Source organism: Streptomyces sp. NPDC040405, assembly GCF_055595765.1.
Genome location: NZ_JBVIVI010000004.1, coordinates 271,439 through 293,432, shown reverse-complemented (window position 1 = coordinate 293,432; position 21,994 = coordinate 271,439). Strand labels below are relative to the sequence as shown.

General features: G+C 72.9%; 19 protein-coding genes. 9 read left to right on the top strand and 10 right to left on the bottom strand.

Features of this window, described 5'->3' with window-relative positions; genetic code table 11:
* The first annotated feature begins 128 nt into the window (after window positions 1–128).
* The 5 genes from ACZ59A_RS19070 (at window position 129) to ACZ59A_RS19050 (ending at window position 5,245) form a co-directional block, all read left to right on the top strand.
* Entirely contained in the window at window positions 129–1,280 is a 1,152-nt protein-coding gene (locus tag ACZ59A_RS19070; RefSeq protein ID WP_470960103.1) for a radical SAM protein, read from the top strand.
* Window positions 1,277–2,257, top strand: a complete 981-nt coding sequence (locus ACZ59A_RS19065) for a radical SAM protein (RefSeq protein ID WP_470960101.1) — start codon at window positions 1,277–1,279, stop codon at window positions 2,255–2,257. The genes ACZ59A_RS19070 and ACZ59A_RS19065 overlap by 4 nt, the downstream gene beginning before the upstream one ends.
* Window positions 2,258–2,426: 169 nt before the next feature.
* Complete coding sequence (locus ACZ59A_RS19060; RefSeq protein ID WP_470960099.1) at window positions 2,427–2,993, top strand: iron-containing redox enzyme family protein; 567 nt, start codon at window positions 2,427–2,429, stop codon at window positions 2,991–2,993.
* Between the two features lie 109 nt (window positions 2,994–3,102).
* The gene (locus ACZ59A_RS19055) at window positions 3,103–3,303 is read left to right on the top strand and encodes an aroma-sacti cluster domain-containing protein (RefSeq protein WP_039937244.1); all 201 of its coding nucleotides are present in this window, start codon (window positions 3,103–3,105) and stop codon (window positions 3,301–3,303) included.
* A gap of 106 nt (window positions 3,304–3,409) precedes the next feature.
* Window positions 3,410–5,245, top strand: a complete 1,836-nt coding sequence (locus tag ACZ59A_RS19050) for an AfsR/SARP family transcriptional regulator (RefSeq protein WP_470960097.1) — start codon at window positions 3,410–3,412, stop codon at window positions 5,243–5,245.
* 41 nt (window positions 5,246–5,286) lie between these two features.
* Here the strand turns inward: ACZ59A_RS19050 and ACZ59A_RS19045 are convergent, their stop codons facing one another.
* Genes ACZ59A_RS19045 through ACZ59A_RS19020 form a run of 6 tightly spaced genes read right to left on the bottom strand, consistent with a single transcriptional unit; the run spans window position 5,287 to window position 13,381 of the window.
* The gene (locus ACZ59A_RS19045; RefSeq protein ID WP_470960095.1) at window positions 5,287–5,937 is read right to left on the bottom strand and encodes a GAF domain-containing protein; all 651 of its coding nucleotides are present in this window, start codon (window positions 5,935–5,937) and stop codon (window positions 5,287–5,289) included.
* Complete coding sequence (locus ACZ59A_RS19040; RefSeq protein WP_470960093.1) at window positions 5,938–6,765, bottom strand: S8 family peptidase; 828 nt, start codon at window positions 6,763–6,765, stop codon at window positions 5,938–5,940.
* A complete protein-coding gene (locus ACZ59A_RS19035) occupies window positions 6,765–10,040 on the bottom strand; it encodes an adenylate/guanylate cyclase domain-containing protein (protein ID WP_470960629.1) in 3,276 nt (1,091 codons plus the stop codon). Before ACZ59A_RS19035 ends, ACZ59A_RS19040 begins: the two co-directional genes overlap by 1 nt.
* Before the next feature lie 49 nt (window positions 10,041–10,089).
* The gene (locus ACZ59A_RS19030; protein ID WP_470960091.1) at window positions 10,090–11,583 is read right to left on the bottom strand and encodes an MFS transporter; all 1,494 of its coding nucleotides are present in this window, start codon (window positions 11,581–11,583) and stop codon (window positions 10,090–10,092) included.
* Window positions 11,583–12,284, bottom strand: a complete 702-nt coding sequence (locus ACZ59A_RS19025; protein ID WP_470960089.1) for an iron-containing redox enzyme family protein — start codon at window positions 12,282–12,284, stop codon at window positions 11,583–11,585. Before ACZ59A_RS19025 ends, ACZ59A_RS19030 begins: the two co-directional genes overlap by 1 nt.
* Window positions 12,281–13,381, bottom strand: a complete 1,101-nt coding sequence (locus tag ACZ59A_RS19020; RefSeq protein ID WP_470960087.1) for a radical SAM protein — start codon at window positions 13,379–13,381, stop codon at window positions 12,281–12,283. The genes ACZ59A_RS19025 and ACZ59A_RS19020 overlap by 4 nt, the downstream gene beginning before the upstream one ends.
* 194 nt (window positions 13,382–13,575) lie before the next feature.
* Between ACZ59A_RS19020 and ACZ59A_RS19015 the strand changes: the two genes are divergently transcribed.
* The 3 genes from ACZ59A_RS19015 to ACZ59A_RS19005 are packed head-to-tail and all read left to right on the top strand — an operon-like array spanning window position 13,576 to window position 15,484.
* Complete coding sequence (locus tag ACZ59A_RS19015) at window positions 13,576–14,265, top strand: FadR/GntR family transcriptional regulator (protein WP_470960085.1); 690 nt, start codon at window positions 13,576–13,578, stop codon at window positions 14,263–14,265.
* Entirely contained in the window at window positions 14,262–15,098 is an 837-nt protein-coding gene (locus tag ACZ59A_RS19010) for an ABC transporter ATP-binding protein (protein WP_470960083.1), read from the top strand. The genes ACZ59A_RS19015 and ACZ59A_RS19010 overlap by 4 nt, the downstream gene beginning before the upstream one ends.
* Window positions 15,099–15,136: 38 nt before the next feature.
* Complete coding sequence (locus ACZ59A_RS19005; protein ID WP_470960081.1) at window positions 15,137–15,484, top strand: YciI family protein; 348 nt, start codon at window positions 15,137–15,139, stop codon at window positions 15,482–15,484.
* A 29-nt stretch (window positions 15,485–15,513) separates the two neighbouring features.
* On the opposite strand, the gene ACZ59A_RS19000 is transcribed toward ACZ59A_RS19005, so the two are convergent.
* The 3 genes from ACZ59A_RS19000 to ACZ59A_RS18990 form a co-directional block, all read right to left on the bottom strand.
* Window positions 15,514–16,764 (bottom strand): SAV2148 family HEPN domain-containing protein, encoded by a 1,251-nt coding sequence (locus ACZ59A_RS19000; RefSeq protein WP_470960079.1) that lies wholly within the window; start codon window positions 16,762–16,764, stop codon window positions 15,514–15,516.
* 94 nt (window positions 16,765–16,858) lie between these two features.
* On the bottom strand, window positions 16,859–18,169 hold the full coding sequence (locus ACZ59A_RS18995) for a copper amine oxidase (protein WP_470960077.1): 1,311 nt from the start codon (window positions 18,167–18,169) through the stop codon (window positions 16,859–16,861).
* 50 nt (window positions 18,170–18,219) lie between these two features.
* Window positions 18,220–19,017, bottom strand: coding sequence for a Tat pathway signal sequence domain protein (locus ACZ59A_RS18990; RefSeq protein ID WP_470960075.1), 798 nt, complete (start codon window positions 19,015–19,017; stop codon window positions 18,220–18,222).
* A 250-nt stretch (window positions 19,018–19,267) separates the two neighbouring features.
* Here ACZ59A_RS18990 and glgX point away from each other — a divergent pair, with 250 nt between their 5' ends.
* Entirely contained in the window at window positions 19,268–21,406 is a 2,139-nt protein-coding gene (gene glgX, locus ACZ59A_RS18985; RefSeq protein ID WP_470960073.1) for a glycogen debranching protein GlgX, read from the top strand.
* A gap of 6 nt (window positions 21,407–21,412) precedes the next feature.
* Here glgX and ACZ59A_RS18980 read toward each other — a convergent pair whose 3' ends face one another.
* Window positions 21,413–21,904, bottom strand: coding sequence for a hypothetical protein (locus tag ACZ59A_RS18980; RefSeq protein WP_470960071.1), 492 nt, complete (start codon window positions 21,902–21,904; stop codon window positions 21,413–21,415).
* Window positions 21,905–21,994: the final 90 nt, after the last annotated feature.

The window sequence follows — 21,994 nt, the reverse complement described above, 5'->3', positions numbered from 1 at the left end:
CTATTTCAACAGCACACTAGAAAACCAGTTCGCAACCGGCGCCAAAGTTCGATTCAAGGCCGGCGCCGCACCATAGAAAGCGCAACACCCAATGAGCCGTCACAGGAGGGGGATTCCTGGTGCACCTCATGGAGATCTTGCGTTACCGACCGGTGCCGGCCTCCGCCGTCTTTTTCGGTATCACCCGAAGGTGCCCGCTGCACTGCAAGCACTGCTCCACCAGCTCCATGCTGGACAGTGAGGAATATCCGGAAGCGATGTTCCGGAAATTCGCGGAATCCTTCACACCGGAAAACCGTCCGGAGTTCGTGCTCATGTCCGGGGGCGAGGCCCTGCTGCGGCCGCGCCTGGTGCGGGAGATCGCCGAACTGGCACGTGCCGCCGGGTCCCGCTCCCATGTCCTGTCCGGCCTCTACTTCGCGGACCGCGGCCGCATTCCACGGCCGCTCAAGCGGGCCATCGACGCGGTCGACCACTTCTCGGCCAGCCTCGACCGCTTCCACGAGGAGGAGGTGCCCCGCGCCTCGGTCTTCCGGATCCTGCGGGAGCTGCTGGACGAGGGCAAGGACGTCAGCCTCCAGCTGACCGGCCTCGGCCCGGACGACCCGTATCTCGCCGACATCACCGCCGAGGTGCGGCGGGTCTTCGACGACCGGGTGCCGATGCTGGTGGCGCCGATCAGCCCGCACGGGCGCGCCGACGCCTGGCTGCTCAAGCGCGTGCCGCTGCCCAAGTCCACCGTCGACCCCTCGCCCTGCGCGGTCTCCGCCTGGCCGGTGATCGGCTTCAACGGGCAGGTGACGGCCTGCGGCAACCAGGACGTGATGGACGGCAAGGTACCGCTGCCGCCCCATCTGTACCTGGGTCATATCGCCCGCGACGACTGGCCCACCATCAAGGAACGCGCGCTGGAGAACCCGATGGTGCGGGCGATCCGCGCCGCCGGGCCCGAATATCTGATGGACCGCCACGGCAGCACCGGCCGCGACAACGCCAGCGCCAGCAGCGGCGGCAATGGCGGCAGCATCGGCGACGGCTGCGGCACCGCCGGGTACTGCGAGACCTGCTGGGTGCTCTCCAAGGACAGCGCCGTACCCCGGGCGATCCGGGAGCTGGCCGACCGGCCCGCCACCCGGCTGATCGAGCGGCAGACCGAATCGCTGCTGGTGGAGGCCGGACCGCTGGCCTTCGCCCGGCAGTACGGCATCGCCAAGTACGCGAACCTGGTGTCCCTGGGCCACGACCCGTCGCGCAGAACACCCGCCGGGAGCCTGGCATGAGCGGGCTCGGCCACCGGGACGTGCTGAGCATCCGGCGCACCCGGGGCGCCTCGGTGCTGCTGTTCATCACCGACCGCTGCCCGGTGGGCTGCGCCCACTGCTCGGTGGACTCCCGCCCGGACAGCCCGCGGATCACCGACCACGCGCTCTTCGCCTCCATCGTCGACCAGCTCGCCGCCCTGCCGGAGCTGCGGATGGTGGGCATCTCCGGGGGCGAACCCTTCGTCGAGCGGCGCGCCCTGGCCCTCGCGGTCACCAGGCTGGCCGCCGCGGGCAAGCATGCGGTGCTCTACACCAGCGGCTTCTGGGCCCGCAGCGACCACGCCCCGCAGTGGATCCACCGGGTCCTGGCGCAGTCGGCGGCCGTCTACCTGAGCACCGACGCCCACCATGTCGCGAGCCAGGGGCCCGAGCGGTTCCGGAACGCGGCGCGGATCATCGCCCGGCACGGGGTGCCGATCGTGGTCCAGGCCATCGACGAGGGCGACACCCTGGACCGCACCCGGGAGTCGCTGGCCGCGGCGCTCGGCCCGGGCTGGGCCGACCACGCCGAACTGGTGCCCACCCACGGCCTTCCGCACGGCAGGGGCGCCGGGCTGTACGACCGGCCGGTGCGGCACGCCGGGCGCTCCTTCGGCCCCTGTGACGTGGTGGACGCCGCGGTGGTGCGCTACGACGGCCGGGTCACGGCCTGCTGCAACGAGTCCGTGATCATGGGCGCGGGCCCGGCGGCGCTGCGCCGGGACTGCGCGGACGGCTCCGAGGTGGCGGCCGCGGTGACCGGCTTCACGAACGACTCCTTCTTCACCGCGCTGGGGTCCGTCGGGCCCGGCCCGCTCACCGCCCTGCCGGGCTTCGGCGACCTGGCCGACCGGCAGTTCTCCTCCATCTGCGGACTGTGCTGGACGATGACGAAGCGCAGGTCCGCGGGAGAAAGCGACCGGATGCTGGCGGCGATCGCCACCCTGAATTCCTGAGCCACGGGATCATCCACAGGAAAATTCACGGAAAAGACGATCTGATATGACACGGCACAGCCAGTCACTGCGCGCCAAAACCGGCCTCCTTCTCCCTCGACTCATGGCGACGACCCGTAGGTTCTGGAATTCCCCGCGACTGAACGAGCTGTATCCCGAATATCTCTGCATGCTGCACAGTTCCATTCGCTCGACGGTGCCGCTGATGGAATGCGCACTGGCCCGCTGCCGGGAGCTGGCCGATGACGATCCGGTCGCGGCCGCGCTCGTACCGTATTTCACCCGGCACATCCGCGAGGAGCAGGGCCACGACGAATGGCTCCGGCAGGACCTGGCGGCGATCGGATGCGACCCGGACGAGCCGCTGCGCCGTCTTCCGACCGCCTCCGTGGCCAATCTGGTGGGCGCCCAGTACTACTGGATCCAGCATTACCACCCGGCCTGTCTGCTCGGCCATATCGCGGTTCTGGAGGGAAATCCGCCGTCCGTGGAACTGGTGCCCGAGCTGATGCGCCGCACCGGATACCCGCGGACCGGTTTCCGCACGCTGGAGCGCCATGCCGCGCTCGACATCAAGCACCGCGACGAACTGATGCGCACCCTCGACGAGGCGCCGCTCACGCCGGAGCTGGTCACGGCGATCGGGCTCAGCGCACTCCATTCCATCGACGCCGCCAACAGCGCGCTCGCGGCGGTGGTCGATACCCGAACGCTTGTCACGACCGCCAACGCCTAGGTCCGAGGAGGGACATGGGGGACGGGAGCGGCAGATCGCCGCCCGAACAAGAAGGCAACGGCGCAACGCGAGAGTTTCCCGCAATCACACCCTACGAAGGAGATTCACCATGTCGTTCGACGCGCTCAAGGAACTGGCCGCCGCGGGGCACAACTTCAAGGGCGCCAACCCGCAGCAGCTGGAGGCCATCTCCTCCCTCAGCCAGGAGGAAGTGACCCTGCTCAACTCCATCAAGCAGCGCCTGGACTCCGCCGAGGACGTCGTCCCGCACGGCGTGGACGCCCCGCTGAGCGGCGCCTTCGTCTGGTAGTCGGCCGGACACCGTGAGGAAAAGGGCCCAGGCGGTGTACCGCCTGGGCCCTGCGGCCATTGCATTTCAATGGGCACCACAAAGACGGGGAAGGAAACGCGGGGATATGCAGTTCAGTGTGCTCGGCCCGCTCATCGCCACAACAGCGACGGGATCCTTACCACTGGGTCCGCACAAACAACAGCTCCTGCTCGCCGCACTCCTGTGCCGGCCCGACCAGGTCGTCTCCGTGGACCTCCTGGTCGACGCCCTGTGGAACGAGGTCCCGCCGAAGAGCGCGGCGAAGAACATCCAGGTCTACGTCCACCATCTGCGCCGTACGCTCGCGGCGGCCGACGAGACGGCCCGGGTCGTCCACCAGCGCCCCGGATACCGGCTGGCCATCGACTCCGAGAAGATCGACACGGTGCGGTTCGAGCACACCGTCGACCTCGCGCGCCGCGCGGCCACCGCGGGGGATCCGGCCCGCGTCGACCGGCTCACGGGCGACGCCATGGCGCTGTGGCGGGGCCGCCCCTTCACCGGTCTCGAGGGACCCGCGCTGCTGGAGGACGAGGCCGCCCGGCTGGAGGAGCGCCGACTGTCCGCGCTGGAGGTGCTGTTCACCGCACGGCTGGGCCTCGGGCTCTACCACGAGGTCCTGGAAGAGGTGGAGCCGCTGATCCTGGCCCACCCGTACCGGGAGCAGCTGCGCGCCCAGTACATGCAGGCCCTGCACGGGATGGGGCGGCAGAGCGACGCGCTCATCGCCTTCGACGACGCGCGGCGGCTCTTCTCCCTCGAACTCGGGCTGGAGCCGGGCACCGTCCTGCGCCGCCTCCAGCAGGACATCCTCGCCGGTACCTCCCCCACCCCCGCGCCGCGCGACACGCTGTACGCGGCGCCCCCGCAGGCGGCCGAGCCCCCAGGGCGGGACTCCGCCGCCGTCCAGCTGCCGCCCGGCCTCGCGGACTTCACCGGCAGGCGGCGCGAGCTGGCCGACCTGTTCCCGGACGTCGGCGCCCACACCGCGGAGGCGCCCGCTCCCTGGCAGATCACGCTGATCACCGGCCGCCCGGGGGTGGGCAAGTCCTCGCTCGCGGTGGCCGCCGCGCACGCCGCCGAAGGGGTGTTTCCGGGCGGCCGGTACTACGTGGATCTGATGGATCCGCAGGGCCGTCCCAAGGACGCCTCCCAGGCCCTGGCCGAGCTCCTCCAGGAACTCGACCACGCGGCCCCTCCCCTGTGCGAGCTGAGCGAACTCCTGTGGCGGTACCGCGCCCACGCCGACGACGTCGAACCGGCCCTGGTGCTGCTCGACAACGCCACCAGCGCCTCCCAGGTACGGCCCCTGCTGCCCAACTCGCCCGTCTTCACCACCCTCGTGACCAGCTGCACCCCGCTGGCCGGGCTGGACGGCGCCCGGGTCGTGGAGCTGGACCCGCTGCCCCCGGACGACTCCCTGGCCCTGCTGCGCCGCATCGTCGGCGCCCCGCGGGTCGCGGCCGAACCCGCGGCCGCCCGGCGCATCGTGGAGGCGTGCGAGGGGCTTCCCCTCGCGCTGCGCATCGCGGGCGGACGGCTGGCCGCGCACCGCCGCTGGCCCATGGAGGGGCTGGCGGACGCGCTGGAGTCGCCGGACCGGCTGGACGAGTTCGCGGTCGGGGACGTCGATCTGCGCAAGCGCCTGATGCGCGGCTACGCGGCCGCCGGGGAGGCCGACTGGTCGGCGGTGCGGCTGCTCGCCCATGAGGGGGAGTTCTCCTTCCGGGAGGCGCTGCACCGGCTCGGGGCGGGCCCCTCAGAGGCCCGGCGGGTACTGGGCAGACTGCTGGACGCCCAGCTGATCGGCTTCGCCCCCGACCCCGGCCCGGACGGCCACTGCCGGTTCCGGCTGCCCCGCCTGGTGCTCGACCTGGCCCGCGAGCAGATGCGGGCGGATGTGGAGCTGCTGGGGCTGTAGGAGCGGGGCCCGGTCGCGGGACCTGAAGACCCGGCGGCTGGTCACCGCTCCCCGCTCAGCAGCTCCTCCAGCGCCCCGACCAGCCGCCGTCCGGCCTCGCGCCGTTCGCCGGGCAGCGCGGCCAGCGCCCGCGCCAGCCCGTCCACGCCCGTACGGCCCGTACCGTCCGCGCCGGGCCCGCCCTTCACGGGGCGGGTCCGGCGGCCGTGGCGCACCAGCCGCAGCGCCACCGACGCCTGGGCGCTGAAGAGCGCCAGCAGGTCCATGGCCGCCAGGGTGGTCCGTATCTCCCGGCTGCGGTCGAGGACTTCGAGGACGCCCAGCACCTCGTCCCCGTACAGCAGCGGAGCGGCCATCAGCGCGCGCGGAACGTAGTCGGTGGACTCGGCGAGGTCCCGGGCGAAGCGCTCGTCCTCGTCCACGTCGTCGACCTCGATGGGCTGACGGGACTGGAGCACCCAGCCCGCCACCCCGCGCCCCGCGGGAAAGCGGCGGCCGACGAGATCGCCCTCCCCCTTGCCGGAGACGGCCTCGAAGACCAGCGCGCCGTCCGCCTCGTCCAGCAGGAAGATGGAGCTGGCCTGGGCCTCGAAGATCGCCCGCGCGGTCTCCACCACGGACTGCAGCAGCAGCCGGTGTTCGGCCTCGGGCTCGTCCTGCCCGTCCTGCCCGTCCTGCTCGTACGCGGTCATCTAGGCCCTCCTGACGTTGGCCGAGGCGAGGAAGAGCGCCTGCTTGACCTGGAACGGCGTCATGTCCGGGTGTTTGCCGAGGATCTGGGCGCACATCCCGGCCACATGCGGGGTCGCGAAGCTGTTGCCGGTGCAGCGGCGGGTGGTGCCGCCGGGCCAGGCGGCGGGGACGCGGACGCCGCGGGCGAAGAACTCCACCGGCGGGGCCGGGTTGTAGAGCAGCAGATCGGAGCGGTCCTCCTCATGGCTGCCCACCGAGATCACCGAGGAGAACCGCCACGGGAAGCTCTCCACCGGCATGTTGTGCGCGGAGGCCACGAGCAGGCTGCGGCCGAAGTACGCGCGGTCGGCGATCTCGTGCAGGGCCTGGGCGAACTCCCGGCGGGTCGTGGACAGGCTCATGTTGATCACGTCGTATCCCTGCTCGACCGCCCAGCGCACGCCCTCGATCAGCGCGTCCCCGCTGCCCCGGTAGCCGGAGCGCAGCACCTGCACGCTGTGCAGTTCGCACTCCGGAGCCATCATCCGGATGATCGACGCGCAGGCGGTGCCGTGTCCGCAGGAGTCGCCCCCTTCCGTCGCCACTACCTCCACCCCGCCGCCGACCGCCTCGCGGACCGTGTGCGAGGACGCGACGGGGCCGACCGTGGGGTGGCCGACGTCCACGCCGCTGTCCAGGACGCAGACGCGCACGCCCCGGCCGTCGGCGCCGCCCCAGGCCCACTCGGCCCCGCCCGCGCCCGCTCCCGCCCAGTCGGTGCGGATCTCGATCTCGGTGCGGTCGCGGCCGAGGAGGCTCCAGGTGAGCCGTGCGCCGGTGGCCGTCATCAGGCGTCACCTCCCAGCGCGGTGGCGAACGCCGCGGCCCGCTCCGCCCCGACCAGATGGCCCTTGGCGATGAAGTGGCGGCGCGCCTCACCCGCCGCCGCCACCGCCTCGCGCTCCCGGCCGAGCGCGGCGGCGGCCCGGGCCCGGTCGAACTCGGCGCCCGCCAGGCACACCGGCGAATCGGTCCTGCGGGCCGCGTCGAGGGCCCGGTCGAGGTGGCGGGCGGCGGCGGCCGCTGCGCCGTCGGCCGCGGCCAGCCGGGCGCGGATCCCGTGGACGTCGGCGGCGGCCGCGGGCAGGGCGTCGAGGTCGGTGTCGGACAGCCCGCCGACCAGCCGCGCCACCTCGTCCTCGGCGCCGCCCCGGGAGAGCAGCACCCGGGCCAGGTCGCGGGTCGCGGTGGCGTGCAACTGCCCGTCGCCCAGCCGCTCCAGCTCGGCGCGGGCGGCGCGCAGCAGCCGTATCGCGTCGTCCCAGCACGCCGCCGACTCCTCCACCGTGGCCTGGAAGAGGTGGACGGCCGGTACGGCGAAGAGGTGGCCGAGGTCGCTGAGGGTGCGTACGGCGTCGGCGAGCAGCCGCCGCGCCTCGGCGTGGTCGCCGCGCATCGCCAGCAGCGCGGCCATCGGGCAGGACACCGTGGCGCGCGCCATCCGGCGCCCGGCGAGCAGATCGTCCAGGAACTCCCCGCAGCGGCGCAGCGCCACGGGTGCCGGTTCCGGGCCGAGCCACAGGGAGACGGCGAGCGCGCCCAGGCTTCCGGCGCGCTCCAGACCGGCCCCGGCGCGGACCGATTCGTGCAGGGCGCGGGTCAGATAGCGGGCGGCCTCGCCGTGCCGACTGCGGCTCTGCCGCTCCTGGCCGATGGCCAGCCAGGCGCGGGCGAGGCCCAGCGCGTCGTCGGTCGCGGTGAAGACGGCGACCGCGTCGCGGGCCGCGTCGAGGACGGCGCCGAAGCCGTCCGCGCCCGGTTCGAGGTAGGCGAGCCGGAGCCGGACCCGGGCCTCGACACCGCGGTCGCCCGCGGCGCGCGCGTCGGTGAGCAGCTGCCGCAGCGCGCCGACCGCCTCGGCCGCGTCCCCGGCGGCCAGCCGCGCCTCGGCGAGGGCGGTCCGTACGGCGAGACCGGCGTGGGTGCCGGACGGGGATTCCGAAGGCGCACCGGGCTGGGGTTCGGTGAGGGCATCAGTGAGGGCGAGCGCCCTGCGCAGCAGGTCGACGGCCCAGCGGACATCGCCGCGGCCGAGCGCCGCGGTGCCCGCCGCCGCCAGGTGGCCGGCGGCGCGGGCGCCGGTGCTCCGGGCGGTGGCGTCGGCGGGGCCCAGGTCCAGCCGGAGCCGGAACGCCTCCTCCAGATGGGTGCCGATGGCGTGATGGTCCTCGGGGGCGCCTTCGGCGCGGTACTCCGCGAACCGTTCGTGCTGCCGGGCGCGCACCAGCTTGGACATGCCGCTGTAGACCTCGTCGCGGATCAGCTGGCTGACGAAGCGCCAGCGCGCCGCGCCGGGCTCCGCCGGGGCCGCCGCCCCGGCGGCCTCCAGCAGGCGGCGGCGCACCAGGGTGCGGACCGCGTGCCCGACCGGACCGGCCCCGGCGGGCAGCAGCGCCGTGAGGTCCGCGGCCGTGAACTCGGCACCGGTGACGGCCGCGCACTCCAGGACGGCCCGTTCGGCGGGCTCCAGCCGGTCCAGCCGGGCGGCGACGACGGCCCGCACCGAAGGGGGTACGAAGCGCGGGTCGTCGCTCTCGCTGACCATCCCCACGATCTGCTCCACGAACAGCGGGTTGCCCTCGGAGCGGTGCACCAGCCGCTCCACGACCCGCTCATGGGCGGTGGCCACCGCGTGCGGCACCACCTCGGGGTCGGCGGCGGGCTCGTACAGCCGCAGCACCAGTTCGCGGCAGTCGTCGGCGGCGAGCGGCGGCACCACCAGCGCGGTGGCGTTGAGCTTGCCGCTGCCCCACCGGGGATGCCGCTCCAGCAGATCCGGCCGGGCCACGCACAGCAGCAGCACGGGGGCGCCCTGCACCCAGTCGGCGAGGTGGTCGAGCGCGCCCAGCAGGTCCTCGTGGGCCCAGTGCAGATCGTCCACGACGGCGACCAGCGGGCGGGTCCCGGCCAGCGCGGTGCACAGCAGTTGCAGCGCCCAGCGGGTCTCGTCGTACGAGGTGCCGGAGACGCCCGTGCGGGCGAGCCGCGCCAGGGCGGTGGCGGCGTCCCGTTCGGCGTCGCCGCCGCCCAGCACCTCGGCCAGCCGCGCCCGCGGGTCCGGGCTGAGGGGGTGTCCGCACAGTCCCGCCGGGCCCGCGACGCCTGGCACGCACGCTCGCTGCGTTGTCGGGCTCGTCCAAGTAGGCCCACTACGAGGACGACCCTCCGCCTTGCGATCGCACGCACCAGACGCCGCGGGCTGACCCGACGCGACTGTGCGGACACCCCCTAACGCCTGCGTCAGCAGCGGCGCGAGCGGGGCCAGCGGACCCGCGCTGCCGTACGGCGGGCAGTGGGCGCCCGCGACCAGCGCGCCGTCGCGCTCCGCCTCGGCCGCGAACGCCCGCGCCAGCCTGCTCTTGCCCACGCCCGGGTCGCCGAACAGGGTCACCAGATGGCACGAGCGGTCGCGCACCACCCGGGCGAACGCCATGCGCAGCTGGGCCAGTTCGTCGCCCCGGTCGACCATGGGGACACCCGGCGGCCCGGCGAGCGCCCGCGCCCGCGGCCGGAGCCCGGTCAGCCGCCAGGCGGGCACCGGCTCGGACTTGCCCCGTACGGTCAGCGGCTCCACCGGAACGGTCTCGGCGTGCGCCGCGACCAGCCCGTGGGTGTCGGCGCCGATGAGGATCTGCCCGGCGGGGGCGTGCTGTTCGAGCCGGGCGGCGACGTTGACCGCTTCCCCGGAGACCAGGGCGTGGCCCGCGTCGGCGGCGCCCGAGGTGACGACCTCGCCGGTGTGGATGCCGATGCGCACCGCGATCCGCGCCCCGGTCTCGCGCTCCAGCTCCTCCCCCGACTCCTCGACGGCGGCGAGCATGTCGAGCGCGGCGCGGGCGGCGCGCAGCGCGTCGTCCTCGTGGACGACGGGGATGCCGAAGACGGCCATGACCGCGTCCCCGATGAACTTCTCGACGGTGCCGCCGTGCCGCTCCAGGCAGGCGCGCAGCAGGTCGTAGTAGCGCAGCATCACATGGCGCAGCGCCTCCGCGTCGAGCCGCTCGCTGAGCGCCGTGGAGCCGACCATGTCGCAGAAGACGACGGTGATGGTCTTGCGGCTCATGTCGTGCACGGCGCCCCCTTCGGCCGGGTCGGAGCTCAGAAGGTCGGACTCAGAACAGGACCCCGCCGATGATGGGCTCCCCACTGTGCGCCTCCACCTCGTCGGCGGTGGCCTGGAGCCGCAGCTGTACGGAGATCAGCAGGTCGGCCTCCTCGTCGCTGAGCCCGTGGAGCGCGTCGAGCTGCCCCGGGGTGAGTCCGTCGACGGGGAACCCGGCGGCCCGCAGGGCGTCCAGGCGCTGTATGTCCGGCATGGTGTCCGCCCTCTCGGTGGGTGGTGGGGGTGGGTCGTCCTCCCTGTGCGGGCCCGGGTTCCGGACGTGCGTCCCGTAGAGCCAGACCACCGCGCCCAGCGCCGCGAGGGCCGGTCCGGCGGTCAGGAACACGAAGCCGACGCCCGACCAGCTCGCGAGCGCCGCGCCCAGCGGCGGGGCGGCCAGTTGCAGCAGCACGGGGAACGCGTTGGCGATGGCGGTGACCCGGCCGGTCAGCTCCGGGGGTGTCTCGCGGTGCAGCACGTACGGGAAGACGACCATGATCCCGGCGGCGGCGAAGCCGAGCACTCCGGCGATCGGCATCCACAGCCAGACCATGCCGTGGACGCCGAGGCCCAGTCCGGTGCCGATGCCGCTGACCGCCGCGCCGACCACGATCTGTGCCACGCCCAGCACCACGAACGGCCCCGCCCGCATGACGCGCCCGCTGATCGCCAGGGTGCCGAGCGCCGCGCCGAGCCCCACCGCGGCGACCACGTAGCCCAGGGAGGTTTCGCCGACGCCCAGTTCGCGCATGGCCAGCGGGGAGAGCGTGTCGAAGGTGAGGACGAGGAAGAGGGTCGCCGCGACGCTGCCGATCAGCGCGATCAGGGCGGGGGTGCGGGCGATGAACCGTATGCCCTCGGCGATGTCGGCGCGCAGCCCGGTGGGTTCTCCGCTGGCCGGTGCCGCCGCCTTCGGGTCCGGCCGCGGTGGCAGTCGTACGGCGGACAGCAGCGCGGCCGAGACGACGAAGGTCGCGGCGTCCACGATGAAGGCCGCCCGCACTCCCCATCCGGCGATGATCAGCCCGCTCAGCGCCGGTCCTGCCACCTTGGCGGCCTGGTGGGTGAAGACGGTCAGGGACATCGCGGAGAGCAGGTCCTTCTCCGGGACGACGGAGCGCAGCGTGGACTGGTGGACCGGGTTGAACAGCGCCCCGAAGGACACCTTGCACACCACGAGCCCCAGCAGCACCGACAGATCGGGCGCGGCGAGATAGCCGAGCGCCAGCGCCGCGCGGACCAGATCGCAGCCGACCAGCACCCGGATCCGGTCGCTCATCCGGTCGGCGAGCGCCCCGGCCACCGGGGCGAGCGCCACCATCGGGACGGCCACCGCCACGCTGAGCGCGGCGAGCGCGCCCGCGCCGTGGCCCCAGGTGTAGGTGAGGAGGACGACGAGGGCGAGATAGTCCAGCCAGTCCCCGACGCTGGAGATGGCCTGGCCGCCGTAGAGCAGCCGGAAGCGGCGGTGGCGCAGGGCGGCGGTGAGCGAGAGCCGTTCCATCACACGCTCCCCCTGTTGCGCGGCGGCGTGAACCGGTCGGCGAGTGCGCCGAAGGCGGCCACCAGCAGCTGGACGGTGTTCAGGGCGGACACGCTCACGGCGCGCCGCAGCCGGGCGTCGAGCGGCAGGGCGTCGAGCAGCTGGCGCAGCGCGTCCCGGTGGCCGGGGTCCTCCTCGGCGTGCCGGGCGAGGGTGCGGAACGCGGCCCGCGGATGCCCGGTGCGCGCGCTCAGCCGCGCGGCCGCCCGGGGGTGCGGAGGGTCGCCCTCCAGTACGGCGATGTAGCCGAGCAGACAGACCGGGTGGAGCTGCCGGATCCAGAAGTACTGGGCGCCCGCCAGCGCCGCCACCGGGGCGGGCGGGAACCGCCGCCAGGGCTCGCCGGGGTCGTGGCCGAGGGCGGCCAGGTCCTCGCACACCCAGGTGTCATGGCCGCGCTCCTCGGGGATGTGCCGCGCCCAGTACGGGACGAGCGCGGCCGCCACCGGATCGCCCGCCCGGTCGGCCAGCTCCCGGCTGCGGGCGGCGGCGGCCTCCATCACGGGAACGGTCGCGCGGATGATCTGGTGCGTCAGGTGCAGGTATTCGGGATAGACGGCGGCCGGGTCCGGCACCGCCCAGACCCGGGCCAGGGTCGCCCGCAGCCCCGGCCGCAGCAGTCCGATCCTGGCGTCGAGCGCGGCGCCCGCGGTGGCGGTCACGGCGCACCGTCCGATACGTGCCCGAGGGCGGCCAACTCCCGGTACCCCTCGGTTCCATAACGCCGCAGAAACCCCTCCGCCCCGCCCTCGCGGACCAGCTCGTTCAGCCGCCGCTCCACCGCGCGCACCCCCGGCCGCTCCAGCAGCGCCCCGGCCCGGGCAGCGGTCCCCGGCTCGGCCAGGCCGGTCACGCACGCCGCGCAGTAGCCGTCGCAGCCGGCGCCCGCGAGCGAGGCCAGATGGCGCGGCCCGAAGGCCCGGATGCCGCGCAGCAGTTCGCGCTCCAGGAGCCGTTCGCGGATCGCCGCCCAGCCGTCGTCGGCGATGTGCCCGAGCCGCAGATGGGCGGGGAGCCGTCCGAGCGCGGCGGCGTCGACCACGTCCTGGTTGCAGCAGGCCACGACGGTCCCGTCGAAACAGACCACCGGCCACGCGGCCAGCGCGCAGGGCGCGGGCACGGTGGCCGGATGGCCGGGGCCGCTCCCGGACCCGGCCCCCGGCTCCGGGAGCCAGGTCCGGGCGCGTCCGGCGCGCTTGACGACCGTGACCAGGATCGGCACCCGGTCGTCCAGCTCGCGGCGGATGTCGTCCGCGACCTCGCGCAGATGCGGATCGTCGGGCGTGCGCCCGGTGAGCTGGACGCTGAGGTCCTTGCCCTCGTCCAGGAGCCGTCGCAGCACGCGCAGCACCGCGGTGCGCGGCACCTCGCGTTCGTGGAAGGCGTCGATGCTCGCCGCGAAGTGGTCCACCGCGTCGATGGCGCGCCGCACAGGTGCGGGCGTCCGGCCGTGGACCGCGAAGAACATCCCGGACAGCAGCTGGGTCCGGCCGCCCACGTCCCGTACCCGCTCCGCGAGCTCCCGGACCAGCCGGGGCCGTAGCAGGGGTTCACCACCCGTCAGCAGGACGTACGCGGGGCGGTCGGCCGGGGTGAACGTCCCGACGAAACGCTTCAGCACGGCGGCGTCGATCTGCTCGCTCCCCATCGAGGAGGCGGTCGAGCAGTGCGCGCAGGCCAGCGGGCAGCGCCGGGTGACGGTCAGCAGGACCGCGGCCGCCGGTTCGGCACGGGCCGCGAGCAGTTCGAGCAGGTGCACGGGACCACTCCCCCCGGTTCCGTCCTGGCATGTGACCCAACGGCAGCGTGCGCCCGGCCGCTTGGGCGCCGGTTTGCGGGCGGTTGCACACCTCTTTCGCCCACCGGCGGGGGCTGACTCCTCAGACGTCTGAGGACTTCTGTTAGAGTCCGCCGGGCCATCGGACATGATCAACACCCGTCGGGAGAGACGAGATGGCGAAAGCCTCACCTCTGCGGCACGGACGCGTGGTGCCGCAGGTCGAAAGCGCGCTGCGCGCCATGCTCGCCGAGGGGCGCTGGCAGCCCGGCAAGCGCCTCCCCAGCGAGGTGACCCTCGCCGCCGAGCTGGGCGTCGGCCGCTCCTCGGTGCGCGAGGCCGTCCGGCTGCTGGCCCATGACGGCCTGCTGGACGTACGGCACGGCTCGGGCACCTACGCCGCCGAGGAGCCGCGGGAAGAGCGCGACGTACGGCAGCTGCTGCGCCGCGCCCGGCTGCTGGAGGTCTACGAGGTCCGCCGGGCGCTCGAAGTGGAGGCCGCCCGGCTGGCCGCGCGACGGGTGCGCCCCGAGGACCTCACCCGGCTCACCGAGGACCTCAAGCGCCGCCAGAAGGCGGCCGGAGCCGGTCCCGCCGCCTTCGTGGACGCCGATCTGGCCTTCCACCGCACGGTCGTGGAGCTGTCCGGCAACGCCGTGCTGCTCGGCCTGTTCACCTCCGTCCTGCCGGTGCTGCGCGAGGAGCTGGTCGAGATGGTCGTCCACGAGACCGGGCTGCCCGATCTGACCTGCGCCCATACGGCGCTGCTGGACGCCCTGGCGGACGGCGACCCCGAGGCCGCGATCGCCGCCACCGTGAAGAACCTGGAATCCGTGATGACGCTCATCGCCGAGGAGGCACAATGACGACGCGCACCCCCGTCCTGAAGGCCGACGACGTCGACGTGGTCCGCGACGGCACCCACCTGCTGCGCTCGATCTCGCTGACCGTCCGCCAGGGTGAGCACTGGGCCCTACTCGGCCCCAACGGCGCGGGAAAATCCACCCTCCTCGGTCTGCTGGGCGCACACGCCCACCCCACCCGCGGCGCGGTCGAGGTGCTCGGCCGCACCCTCGGCCGGGTCGACCTGCGGGAGCTGCGCGCGTACGTGGGCCATGTCGACCCCCGGCATCCGCTGCGCTCCCCGCTGCGGGCGCGGGACGTCGTCCTGACCGGGCTGACCAACACCGTCGAGCCGGTCCCCCGCCGCCACCCCGACCCCGCCCAGCGCGAGCGGGCCGAGCGGCTGCTGACCACCCTGGGCATGGCCGACAAGCTCGACGCCCGCTGGCCGACGCTCTCCCAGGGGCAGCGCGGCCGGGTGCTGATCGCCCGGGCGCTGATGCCCGAGCCCCGGCTGCTGCTCCTCGACGAACCGGCCACCGGCCTCGACCTGGCCGCCCGCGAACAGCTGCTGGACAGCCTGGACGCGCTGCGGCTCGCCCACCCGGAGCTGGCCACGGTCCTGGTGACCCACCACCTGGAGGAGCTGCCCGCGTCCACCACCCACGCGATGCTGCTGCGGCGCGACGGGCAGTGCCTGGCGTCGGGCGACGTGGACGAGGTGGTGACCACCGACCACATCACCAAGTGCTTCGACCACCCCGTCCACATCACCCGCACCGAAGGCCGCTGGACGGCCCGCACCGTGCGGACCCGCAGCGCACCGATGAGTTCGGGCACGGTCGGGAGTCGGTAGGCGTGAGCACTCCGTACGCACGAGAGAAGGGCCCTGTCATGGCGACATTCGTGACCATCGGATACGGCGACCAGGACGGCTACGACCGCACCGACCCGGCGGTACGGGACGAGGCCCATGCGCATGAGGCCCGCATGCTCGCGGCCGGGGCCGTCGCGGGCATCGCCGGCTCGCCCGTACAGGTGCGCAACCACGACGGCGCCCGCACGATCGTGGAGGGCGGCTCCTTCATGTCCTCGGCCCTCCCGGTGGCCGGGTTCGGGATCATCGAAGCCGCGACCATCGAGGAGGCCGCCCAACTCGTGGCGAAGACCCCCTGCGCGGTCGCACACGGCGTGGTCGAGGTCTGGCCACTGCGGGACGAACTGACCGGGCCGACGGAATAGGCGAAGCGCGCCCCTAGGGGATGCGGGCCTCAGGACACCGGGCGGGAGTCCGACCAGACGCTTTCGAACTCCTCCCGGTAGGTGCCGAAGAGCCCGCCGTCGCCCTCGTTCGGGTCGCGCCCCTCGCGTACCACCGCGCGCCCCCGGCCGCCGCCGCGCAGGACCAGGACCGGGGCCTCCATGCCGCGGGCCTTGCGCAGGTACGACTGGACGACCGCGAGGCCGTCGGAGCCGTCGCCGTTGACCAGGTAGGCGGTGAAGCGGGGCGTCTCGTCGAAGACGTGGATCTCGAAGGCGCCCGGGTCGCGCAGGGCGGCGCGCACCCGGCGCATGTGGAGGATGTTCATCTCCACCGAGCGGCTCAGCTCGCCCTTCTTCAGCCCCAGCTCGCGCTCCCGCCGCCGTACCGCGCTGCTCGCCGGGTTGAGGAAGAGCAGCCGGGCGCGGCAGCCGGACTCGGCCAGGCGGACCAGGCGGCGGCCGGAGTAGTTCTGGACCAGGAGGTTGAGCCCGATGCCGACGGCGTCCAGCCGGCGGGCGCCCGCGAACAGGTCCTCCACGGGCAGCTGCCGCTGGAGCCGCACCCGGTCGGGGTGGACGCCGACCACGTCCGCGTACCGGTCGCCGACCAGGTCCTCGACCGCGTCGATGGGCAGCCGGTCGGTGGAGGGGCTTCCGGTGCCGCTGCCGAGGATCTCCAGCAGCCGGGCGGAGGCGCGCTCGGCCTGGGCGAGCACGGTCCCGGACAGGGCGCGGTTGCGGGAGACGACGTTACGGGCGACCTCCAGCTCGTCCAGGGCCAGCTCCACCTCGCGCCGGTCGTCGAGATAGGGCTCGAAGCACGGCCAGTGCTGGACGAGGAGTTCGCGCAGCTGGGGCAGGGTGAGAAAGCTGAGCGTGTTGTCGTCGGCCGGGTCGAGCAGATAGCCCTTGCGGCGGCTCACCTCGCGCACCGCCACGGCCCGCTGCACCCACTCCTGACCGGCAGGACCGGCGGCGGCGATGACCCAGTCGTCGCCGTGGACCGGTTCGTAGATCGGCCGGAGCACCGCGCCGACCACCGCACGCAGCCGCTGTTCGACCAGATTCAGCCAGATGTAGGCCCGCCCGGCCCGGCGTGCGCGCGTCCGCACCTCGTCCCAGGCGTCCGCGCCCCAGTCCAGTTCCGCTCCGATCTCCATCGGACGCGCCAGGGACACCGCACCGGGGGGTGCCTCGGTGGAGCCGTCACCCCCGGGACCTCCGTCACCAGGGGGCAGCTCCAGCCCGCCCGAGCTCACCTGCGCACCGCCTTCCGCCCCCGCTCCAACGATCACCGCAGACTACTGCTCGGGCGGGGGCGGTGCGACACTCCGGTCGGCCTGAAGGTCAACCTTAGTCTTCTGTATGGCCGTTGTGACGGGAGAGTGCAGGGGGCGTGAGCGGGCTCATCGCGGTCACATCGCGGGGTGCGAGCTGGAAGCCCTGCCAGTGCAGCGGCATCGGTTCCTGGTCCTCATCACGGGCGATGTGGTGGAAACCGATGTTGACCCACACCACAGGGTGGGTGAGCGTCTGGCCATTGACCCACTTGTCGACGCTCTTACCGGCCCCGGCACCGCAGTTCGCCAGATTGTTGCTCGCAAACTGTTCACATTTGTTGTACTGCGTGAAGTAGACGTCGTGCTTGGTGTAGCTGCGTCCCTGGTACTTGGTGGTGTGGCCGGGGACGATCTCGTAGCTGCGCGGATGGCCGTCCTTGTTCTTGCCCGCCGTGCTCACCACGCGCCACCAGCGCGCCCCCGCCGCGTCGCCCGCCAGCTCCTTGCCGACCGGGGTGCGGGTGGTCTTGGTCGTGGGGATCCGTCCGGCGGTGGCCGTGGTCTTGGAGTCGTACTGCTCGACCTTGGCTTTCGGCGAGCCGTCGAGGCCGAAGTTCAGCCGCCAGAAGACGTTGTGGGCGTGGCTGGTGGCGTAGTCCTTGGCGCCCTTGCCGATCGGCCAGCCGCGGCCGTCGCCCGCGTCGTAGTCCATCGGGGAGAGCGCGCCGGTGGCACCGACCTGCATGGACATGGTGCCGTCGCCCGCGAACCGCCACTCGGTGATGTACTCGTACCAGCCGACCTGGTTGACGGTATAGACCAGCAGGTCCTTGCCCTGGGCCTGGTAGACCTTCTGGCCGTCGTTCATGCGGTAGGCATGGCCGCGGGCCCGGGTGGTGGCGCACAGGCCCTTGACGTTCGGATGGGCGGGATCCCAGGAGTCCGGCACCCGCACGGTCTTGATGGTGCCGCCGGGGCATTCGGCCGGAGCCAGCTGCTGCAGCCCCTGGGCGAAGCCCTGCCCGGTGAGGTCGTCGTACTCGGCCTTGCCGTCGTCGTACGGGACATGGATCTGGCCGAGCTTCGCCGACGTCAGCACCTTGATCGGCCGGGCCTCGCCCTTGGGCTGGTACGAGATGTTGTCGAGCACCAGCCCGGCCTTGCTCTCGTAGTGCCAGCACATCCGCCAGGTGGTGCCGCCGTCCAGGGTCTCCTGGACCTTGTACGCGGCGCTGCAGTCCGCTGCGGCCGCCGGGGCCTTGGCCGGTGCGCGCGGCGCGGCCTGGGCGGGTCCGGCGGCGACCGCCGCCGTGCCGACCAGCGCCGAGGCGCCGAGGACCGCCGCGAGGCGGGCACGGGCCCGGCGCAGCCTTCTTTCACGCATGGGTGACTCCTGTTGCTGAGAGGGGAGAAGGGGGCGCGGACGCCGGGGTCTCAAGAGCCCAGCCGGGCGACGGACCGGGCGCTCAGGTCGATCACCAGCTGACGGGTGTCGATCCAGGGGCCGCCGGCCACCCTGGTGAACAGCCGTACGCAGCGGTGCTTGCCGCAGTCCCGGGTGGCGGCGGGGCCCGGGCCGTCCACGCCCGTGCGGTAGACGAAGCCGGTGACGACCAGCTGGTCGGGGCTGGTCAGCGTCTTGCCGGTGGCGTCCTTGAAGTCCTTCTTCAGCTCCCGGCCGAGCTTGTCGGCGATCAGGAGCCGGGCCGCCTCGTGCGCCTCGTCCCGGTTGGGCGGCGGCTGGACGCCGCGCTGGGTGTCGGTGTGCTCGACCTTGCCCGAGCCCAGGTCGACGGTCTTCGTCACATACGTGTCGTCGCGGTAGTCGTAGTACGTGACGTCGGCCCGCCGCGGCGGTTTCGCGGCCTCGACCTCGTCGGGGGTCAGCTCGGCGAGGTCGGTGGACAGCTGCTCCGGGCCCTTGCCGCCCGTGACGTCCTCGCTGCTGTCCCGGAAGGCACGGCCGAGCGCGAGCGTCTGGGCGCGCTTCAGCTCGGCGTCGGTGAGCGGGTCCCGGCCCGTGCCGGTCTTTGCCTGCACGGGCGCGTCCTCGACGACGCCGGGCAGCTGGCGGGCCGCCTGCCCCTGCTCCGCCGCGGAACCCTGCGGTCCGCCGCCCGATCCCTCCTTGCCGGTCGCGCTGTCCGGCAGCGACACCCCGATCATGACCGCCGCGGCCGTGGCGGCCACGGCCGCGCCCGCCAGCGCTCTCCCCAGATGGCGATGGTTCATCTTGCGCACAATCTTCCCCAATCCCCCCTGTCGTGCATCAAGCCGTATACACATGCATAGCTACATAACGCATACGTCAAGGTCACTCGGTAGGACGAACCGATATGGCCGTAGGTTGCCTGCCGCTTGAGGAAGTTCCGCCGAAACCGCCGCTCTCCGGGCCGAGTTGGGAAAGGATGCGTCGTCGGTCGGTTCCGGCCGGGGCCCGCGGTGCTCGCGGCCCCGGGAGAAGAAGTGGAAGAGTCGGCGTATGCAGGTCTGGCCGGGACACGCTTATCCCCTGGGCGCCACGTACGACGGCGCCGGAACCAACTTCGCGGTGTTCTCCGAGGCCGCCACGCGGATCGAGCTGTGTCTGCTGCACGACGACGGCTCGGAGACGGCGGTCGAGCTGCGCGAGACCGACGGGTTCGTCCGCCACGCCTATCTGCCGGGCATCATGCCGGGCCAGCGCTACGGCTTCCGGGTCCACGGCCCGTACGCGCCGGAGCACGGGGACCGCTGCAATTCCGCCAAGCTGCTGCTGGACCCGTACGCCAAGGCCATCAGCGGGAAGATCGACTGGGGCGAGGAGGTCTACGGCTACCACTTCTACCGGCCGGACAAGCGCAACGACCTCGACTCGGCCCCCCACACGATGGCCTCGGTCGTGGTCAATCCGTACTTCGACTGGGGCGACGACCGGCCGCCGCGCACCGACTACCACCGCACGGTCATCTACGAGGCCCATGTGAAGGGCCTGACGATGCGCCATCCGCGGCTTCCGGACGAGCTGCGCGGGACCTACGCGGCGCTGGCCCATCCGGCGATCATCGAGCATCTGACGGAGCTGGGCGTCACCACGCTGGAGCTGATGCCCGTACATCAGTTCGTCCACGACCACCGGCTGGTCGACGAGGGGCTCGCCAACTACTGGGGCTACAACACCATCGGCTTCTTCGCCCCGCACAACGCCTACGCCTCCTGGGGCGACCGCGGGCAGCAGGTGCTGGAGTTCAAATCGGCGGTGCGGGCGCTGCACCAGGCGGGCATCGAGGTCATCCTCGACGTCGTCTACAACCACACCGCCGAGGGCAACCACCTGGGCCCCACGCTCTCCTTCCGGGGGCTGGACAACGCCTCGTACTACCGGCTGAGCGAGGACCGGCGGTACCACATGGACACCACCGGCACCGGGAACTCCCTGCTGATGCGCAGTCCGCACGTACTCCAGCTGATCATGGACTCGCTGCGGTACTGGGTGACCGAGATGCGGGTGGACGGCTTCCGCTTCGATCTGGCGGCGACGCTGGCGCGCCAGTTCCACGAGGTGGACCGGCTGTCGTCGTTCTTCGACCTGGTGCAGCAGGACCCGGTGGTCAGCCAGGTGAAGCTGATCGCCGAGCCGTGGGACGTCGGCGAGGGCGGCTACCAGGTGGGGAACTTCCCGCCGCTGTGGACTGAGTGGAACGGAAAGTTCCGGGATACGGTGCGCGATCTGTGGCGCGGCGAACCGCGCACCCTGGCCGAGTTCGCCTCCCGGCTCACCGGCTCCTCCGACCTCTACCAGAACGACGGCCGCCGCCCGCTCGCCTCCGTCAACTTCGTCACCTGCCACGACGGCTTCACCCTGCACGACCTGGTGAGCTACGACGAGAAGCACAACGACGCCAACGGGGAGTCCAACCAGGATGGCGAGAGCTACAACCGCTCGTGGAACTGCGGCGTCGAGGGCGAGACCGACGACCCCGAGGTGCGGGCCCTGCGCAGCCGTCAGATGCGCAACTTCATCGCCACCCTGATGCTCTCCCAGGGCGTGCCCATGCTCAGCCACGGCGACGAGTTCGCCCGCACCCAGGGCGGCAACAACAACGCGTACTGCCAGGACAACGAGACCTCCTGGGTGCGGTGGCCCTTCCCCGGCAAGGACGCCACCGAGGAGGACCGGGAGGCGCTGGAGCTGCTGCGCTTCACCCGCTCCCTGGTCTGGCTCCGCCGCGACCACCCGGTCTTCCGCCGCCGCCGCTTCTTCCACGGCCGCCCGGTGGAGGGCACCCACGACGAGCTGTCCGACATCGCGTGGTTCACCCACGAGGGCGAGGAGATGCGCCAGCGCGACTGGCAGGCCGCCCACGCGAAGTCCCTCGCGGTCTTCCTCAACGGCAGCGCGATCTCCGAGCCGGGGGTGCGGGGCGAGCGCATCACCGACGACTCGTTCCTGCTGCTCTTCAACGCGCACCACGAGCCCTTGGACTTCGTCGTGCCCGTCGATCACGGCAAGCAGTGGCAGGTCATCGTGGACACGGCGGTTCCCGGGGGCGTGGAACCGGGCAGCGGGCAGAAGGTCGCCGCGGGCGACCGGCTGACCCTGGTGGACCGCAGCCTGACGGTGCTCCAGCGCCCGGCGTGAGGGATCTCAGCCGTAGCGCCTGAGCTCCCCGGGGCGCTCGAAGTAGAACCCGCGCGGCCCCTCCCGCTCGGCCGTCCCTCCGCACAGGCACGGCGCGTCCCGTGCCCCCGCCACCAGCCCCCTGCCGTTGAGGACGCGCTTGCCGTCGAAACGGCGGCCGGTGACACCGAACAGGTGCGTGCCCCGGCCCAGCCGCATGAGTCCCGCCACGACGCGCACGGCCGGAACGGGCAGGCCGCCGGAGACGAGCGGGACGTAGAAGAAGAGGTTCCGCTTGTCCCGCGCCGCGGGGCCGGTCCACAGGGCGACGGTCACCGCGGCCCCGTCCGGCTCCGGGTACGGGTCCGGGTCCAGCTCCGGGCCCGGGACGCAGCCGCGCACGTAGTACGGCTTGGCCACCGGCGCGGCCGTGTAATGCCAGAGCGCGGCGGCGACGGCGCGCTGCGCCCGGGAGAGGCACAGCGGAGAGCAGGTCGGCTGTCGATGCAGGACGGGCACTTCGGCATTCCCCCGGGAGAGACGGTCTCGGCTCCAACATGCCATCCCGGCAAAGGTCTGCGCCGGATGGGGGTGCGGCATCTCATCAGG

What these genes read in the sequence shown, in the direction of transcription:
- ACZ59A_RS19010 (WP_470960083.1), top strand. Translation starts at nt 14,262, where the DNA reads ATGACGACGCGCACCCCCGTCCTGAAGGCCGACGACGTCGACGTGGTC.
- ACZ59A_RS19015 (WP_470960085.1), top strand. Translation starts at nt 13,576, where the DNA reads ATGGCGAAAGCCTCACCTCTGCGGCACGGACGCGTGGTGCCGCAGGTC.
- ACZ59A_RS19030 (WP_470960091.1), bottom strand. Translation starts at nt 11,583, where the DNA reads ATGGAACGGCTCTCGCTCACCGCCGCCCTGCGCCACCGCCGCTTCCGG.
- glgX (WP_470960073.1), top strand. Translation starts at nt 19,268, where the DNA reads ATGCAGGTCTGGCCGGGACACGCTTATCCCCTGGGCGCCACGTACGAC.
- ACZ59A_RS19035 (WP_470960629.1), bottom strand. Translation starts at nt 10,040, where the DNA reads ATGAGCCGCAAGACCATCACCGTCGTCTTCTGCGACATGGTCGGCTCC.
- ACZ59A_RS18995 (WP_470960077.1), bottom strand. Translation starts at nt 18,169, where the DNA reads ATGCGTGAAAGAAGGCTGCGCCGGGCCCGTGCCCGCCTCGCGGCGGTC.
- ACZ59A_RS19070 (WP_470960103.1), top strand. Translation starts at nt 129, where the DNA reads ATGGAGATCTTGCGTTACCGACCGGTGCCGGCCTCCGCCGTCTTTTTC.
- ACZ59A_RS19045 (WP_470960095.1), bottom strand. Translation starts at nt 5,937, where the DNA reads ATGACCGCGTACGAGCAGGACGGGCAGGACGGGCAGGACGAGCCCGAG.
- ACZ59A_RS19040 (WP_470960093.1), bottom strand. Translation starts at nt 6,765, where the DNA reads ATGACGGCCACCGGCGCACGGCTCACCTGGAGCCTCCTCGGCCGCGAC.
- ACZ59A_RS19065 (WP_470960101.1), top strand. Translation starts at nt 1,277, where the DNA reads ATGAGCGGGCTCGGCCACCGGGACGTGCTGAGCATCCGGCGCACCCGG.
- ACZ59A_RS18990 (WP_470960075.1), bottom strand. Translation starts at nt 19,017, where the DNA reads ATGAACCATCGCCATCTGGGGAGAGCGCTGGCGGGCGCGGCCGTGGCC.
- ACZ59A_RS19055 (WP_039937244.1), top strand. Translation starts at nt 3,103, where the DNA reads ATGTCGTTCGACGCGCTCAAGGAACTGGCCGCCGCGGGGCACAACTTC.
- ACZ59A_RS19060 (WP_470960099.1), top strand. Translation starts at nt 2,427, where the DNA reads ATGCTGCACAGTTCCATTCGCTCGACGGTGCCGCTGATGGAATGCGCA.
- ACZ59A_RS19050 (WP_470960097.1), top strand. Translation starts at nt 3,410, where the DNA reads ATGCAGTTCAGTGTGCTCGGCCCGCTCATCGCCACAACAGCGACGGGA.
- ACZ59A_RS19005 (WP_470960081.1), top strand. Translation starts at nt 15,137, where the DNA reads ATGGCGACATTCGTGACCATCGGATACGGCGACCAGGACGGCTACGAC.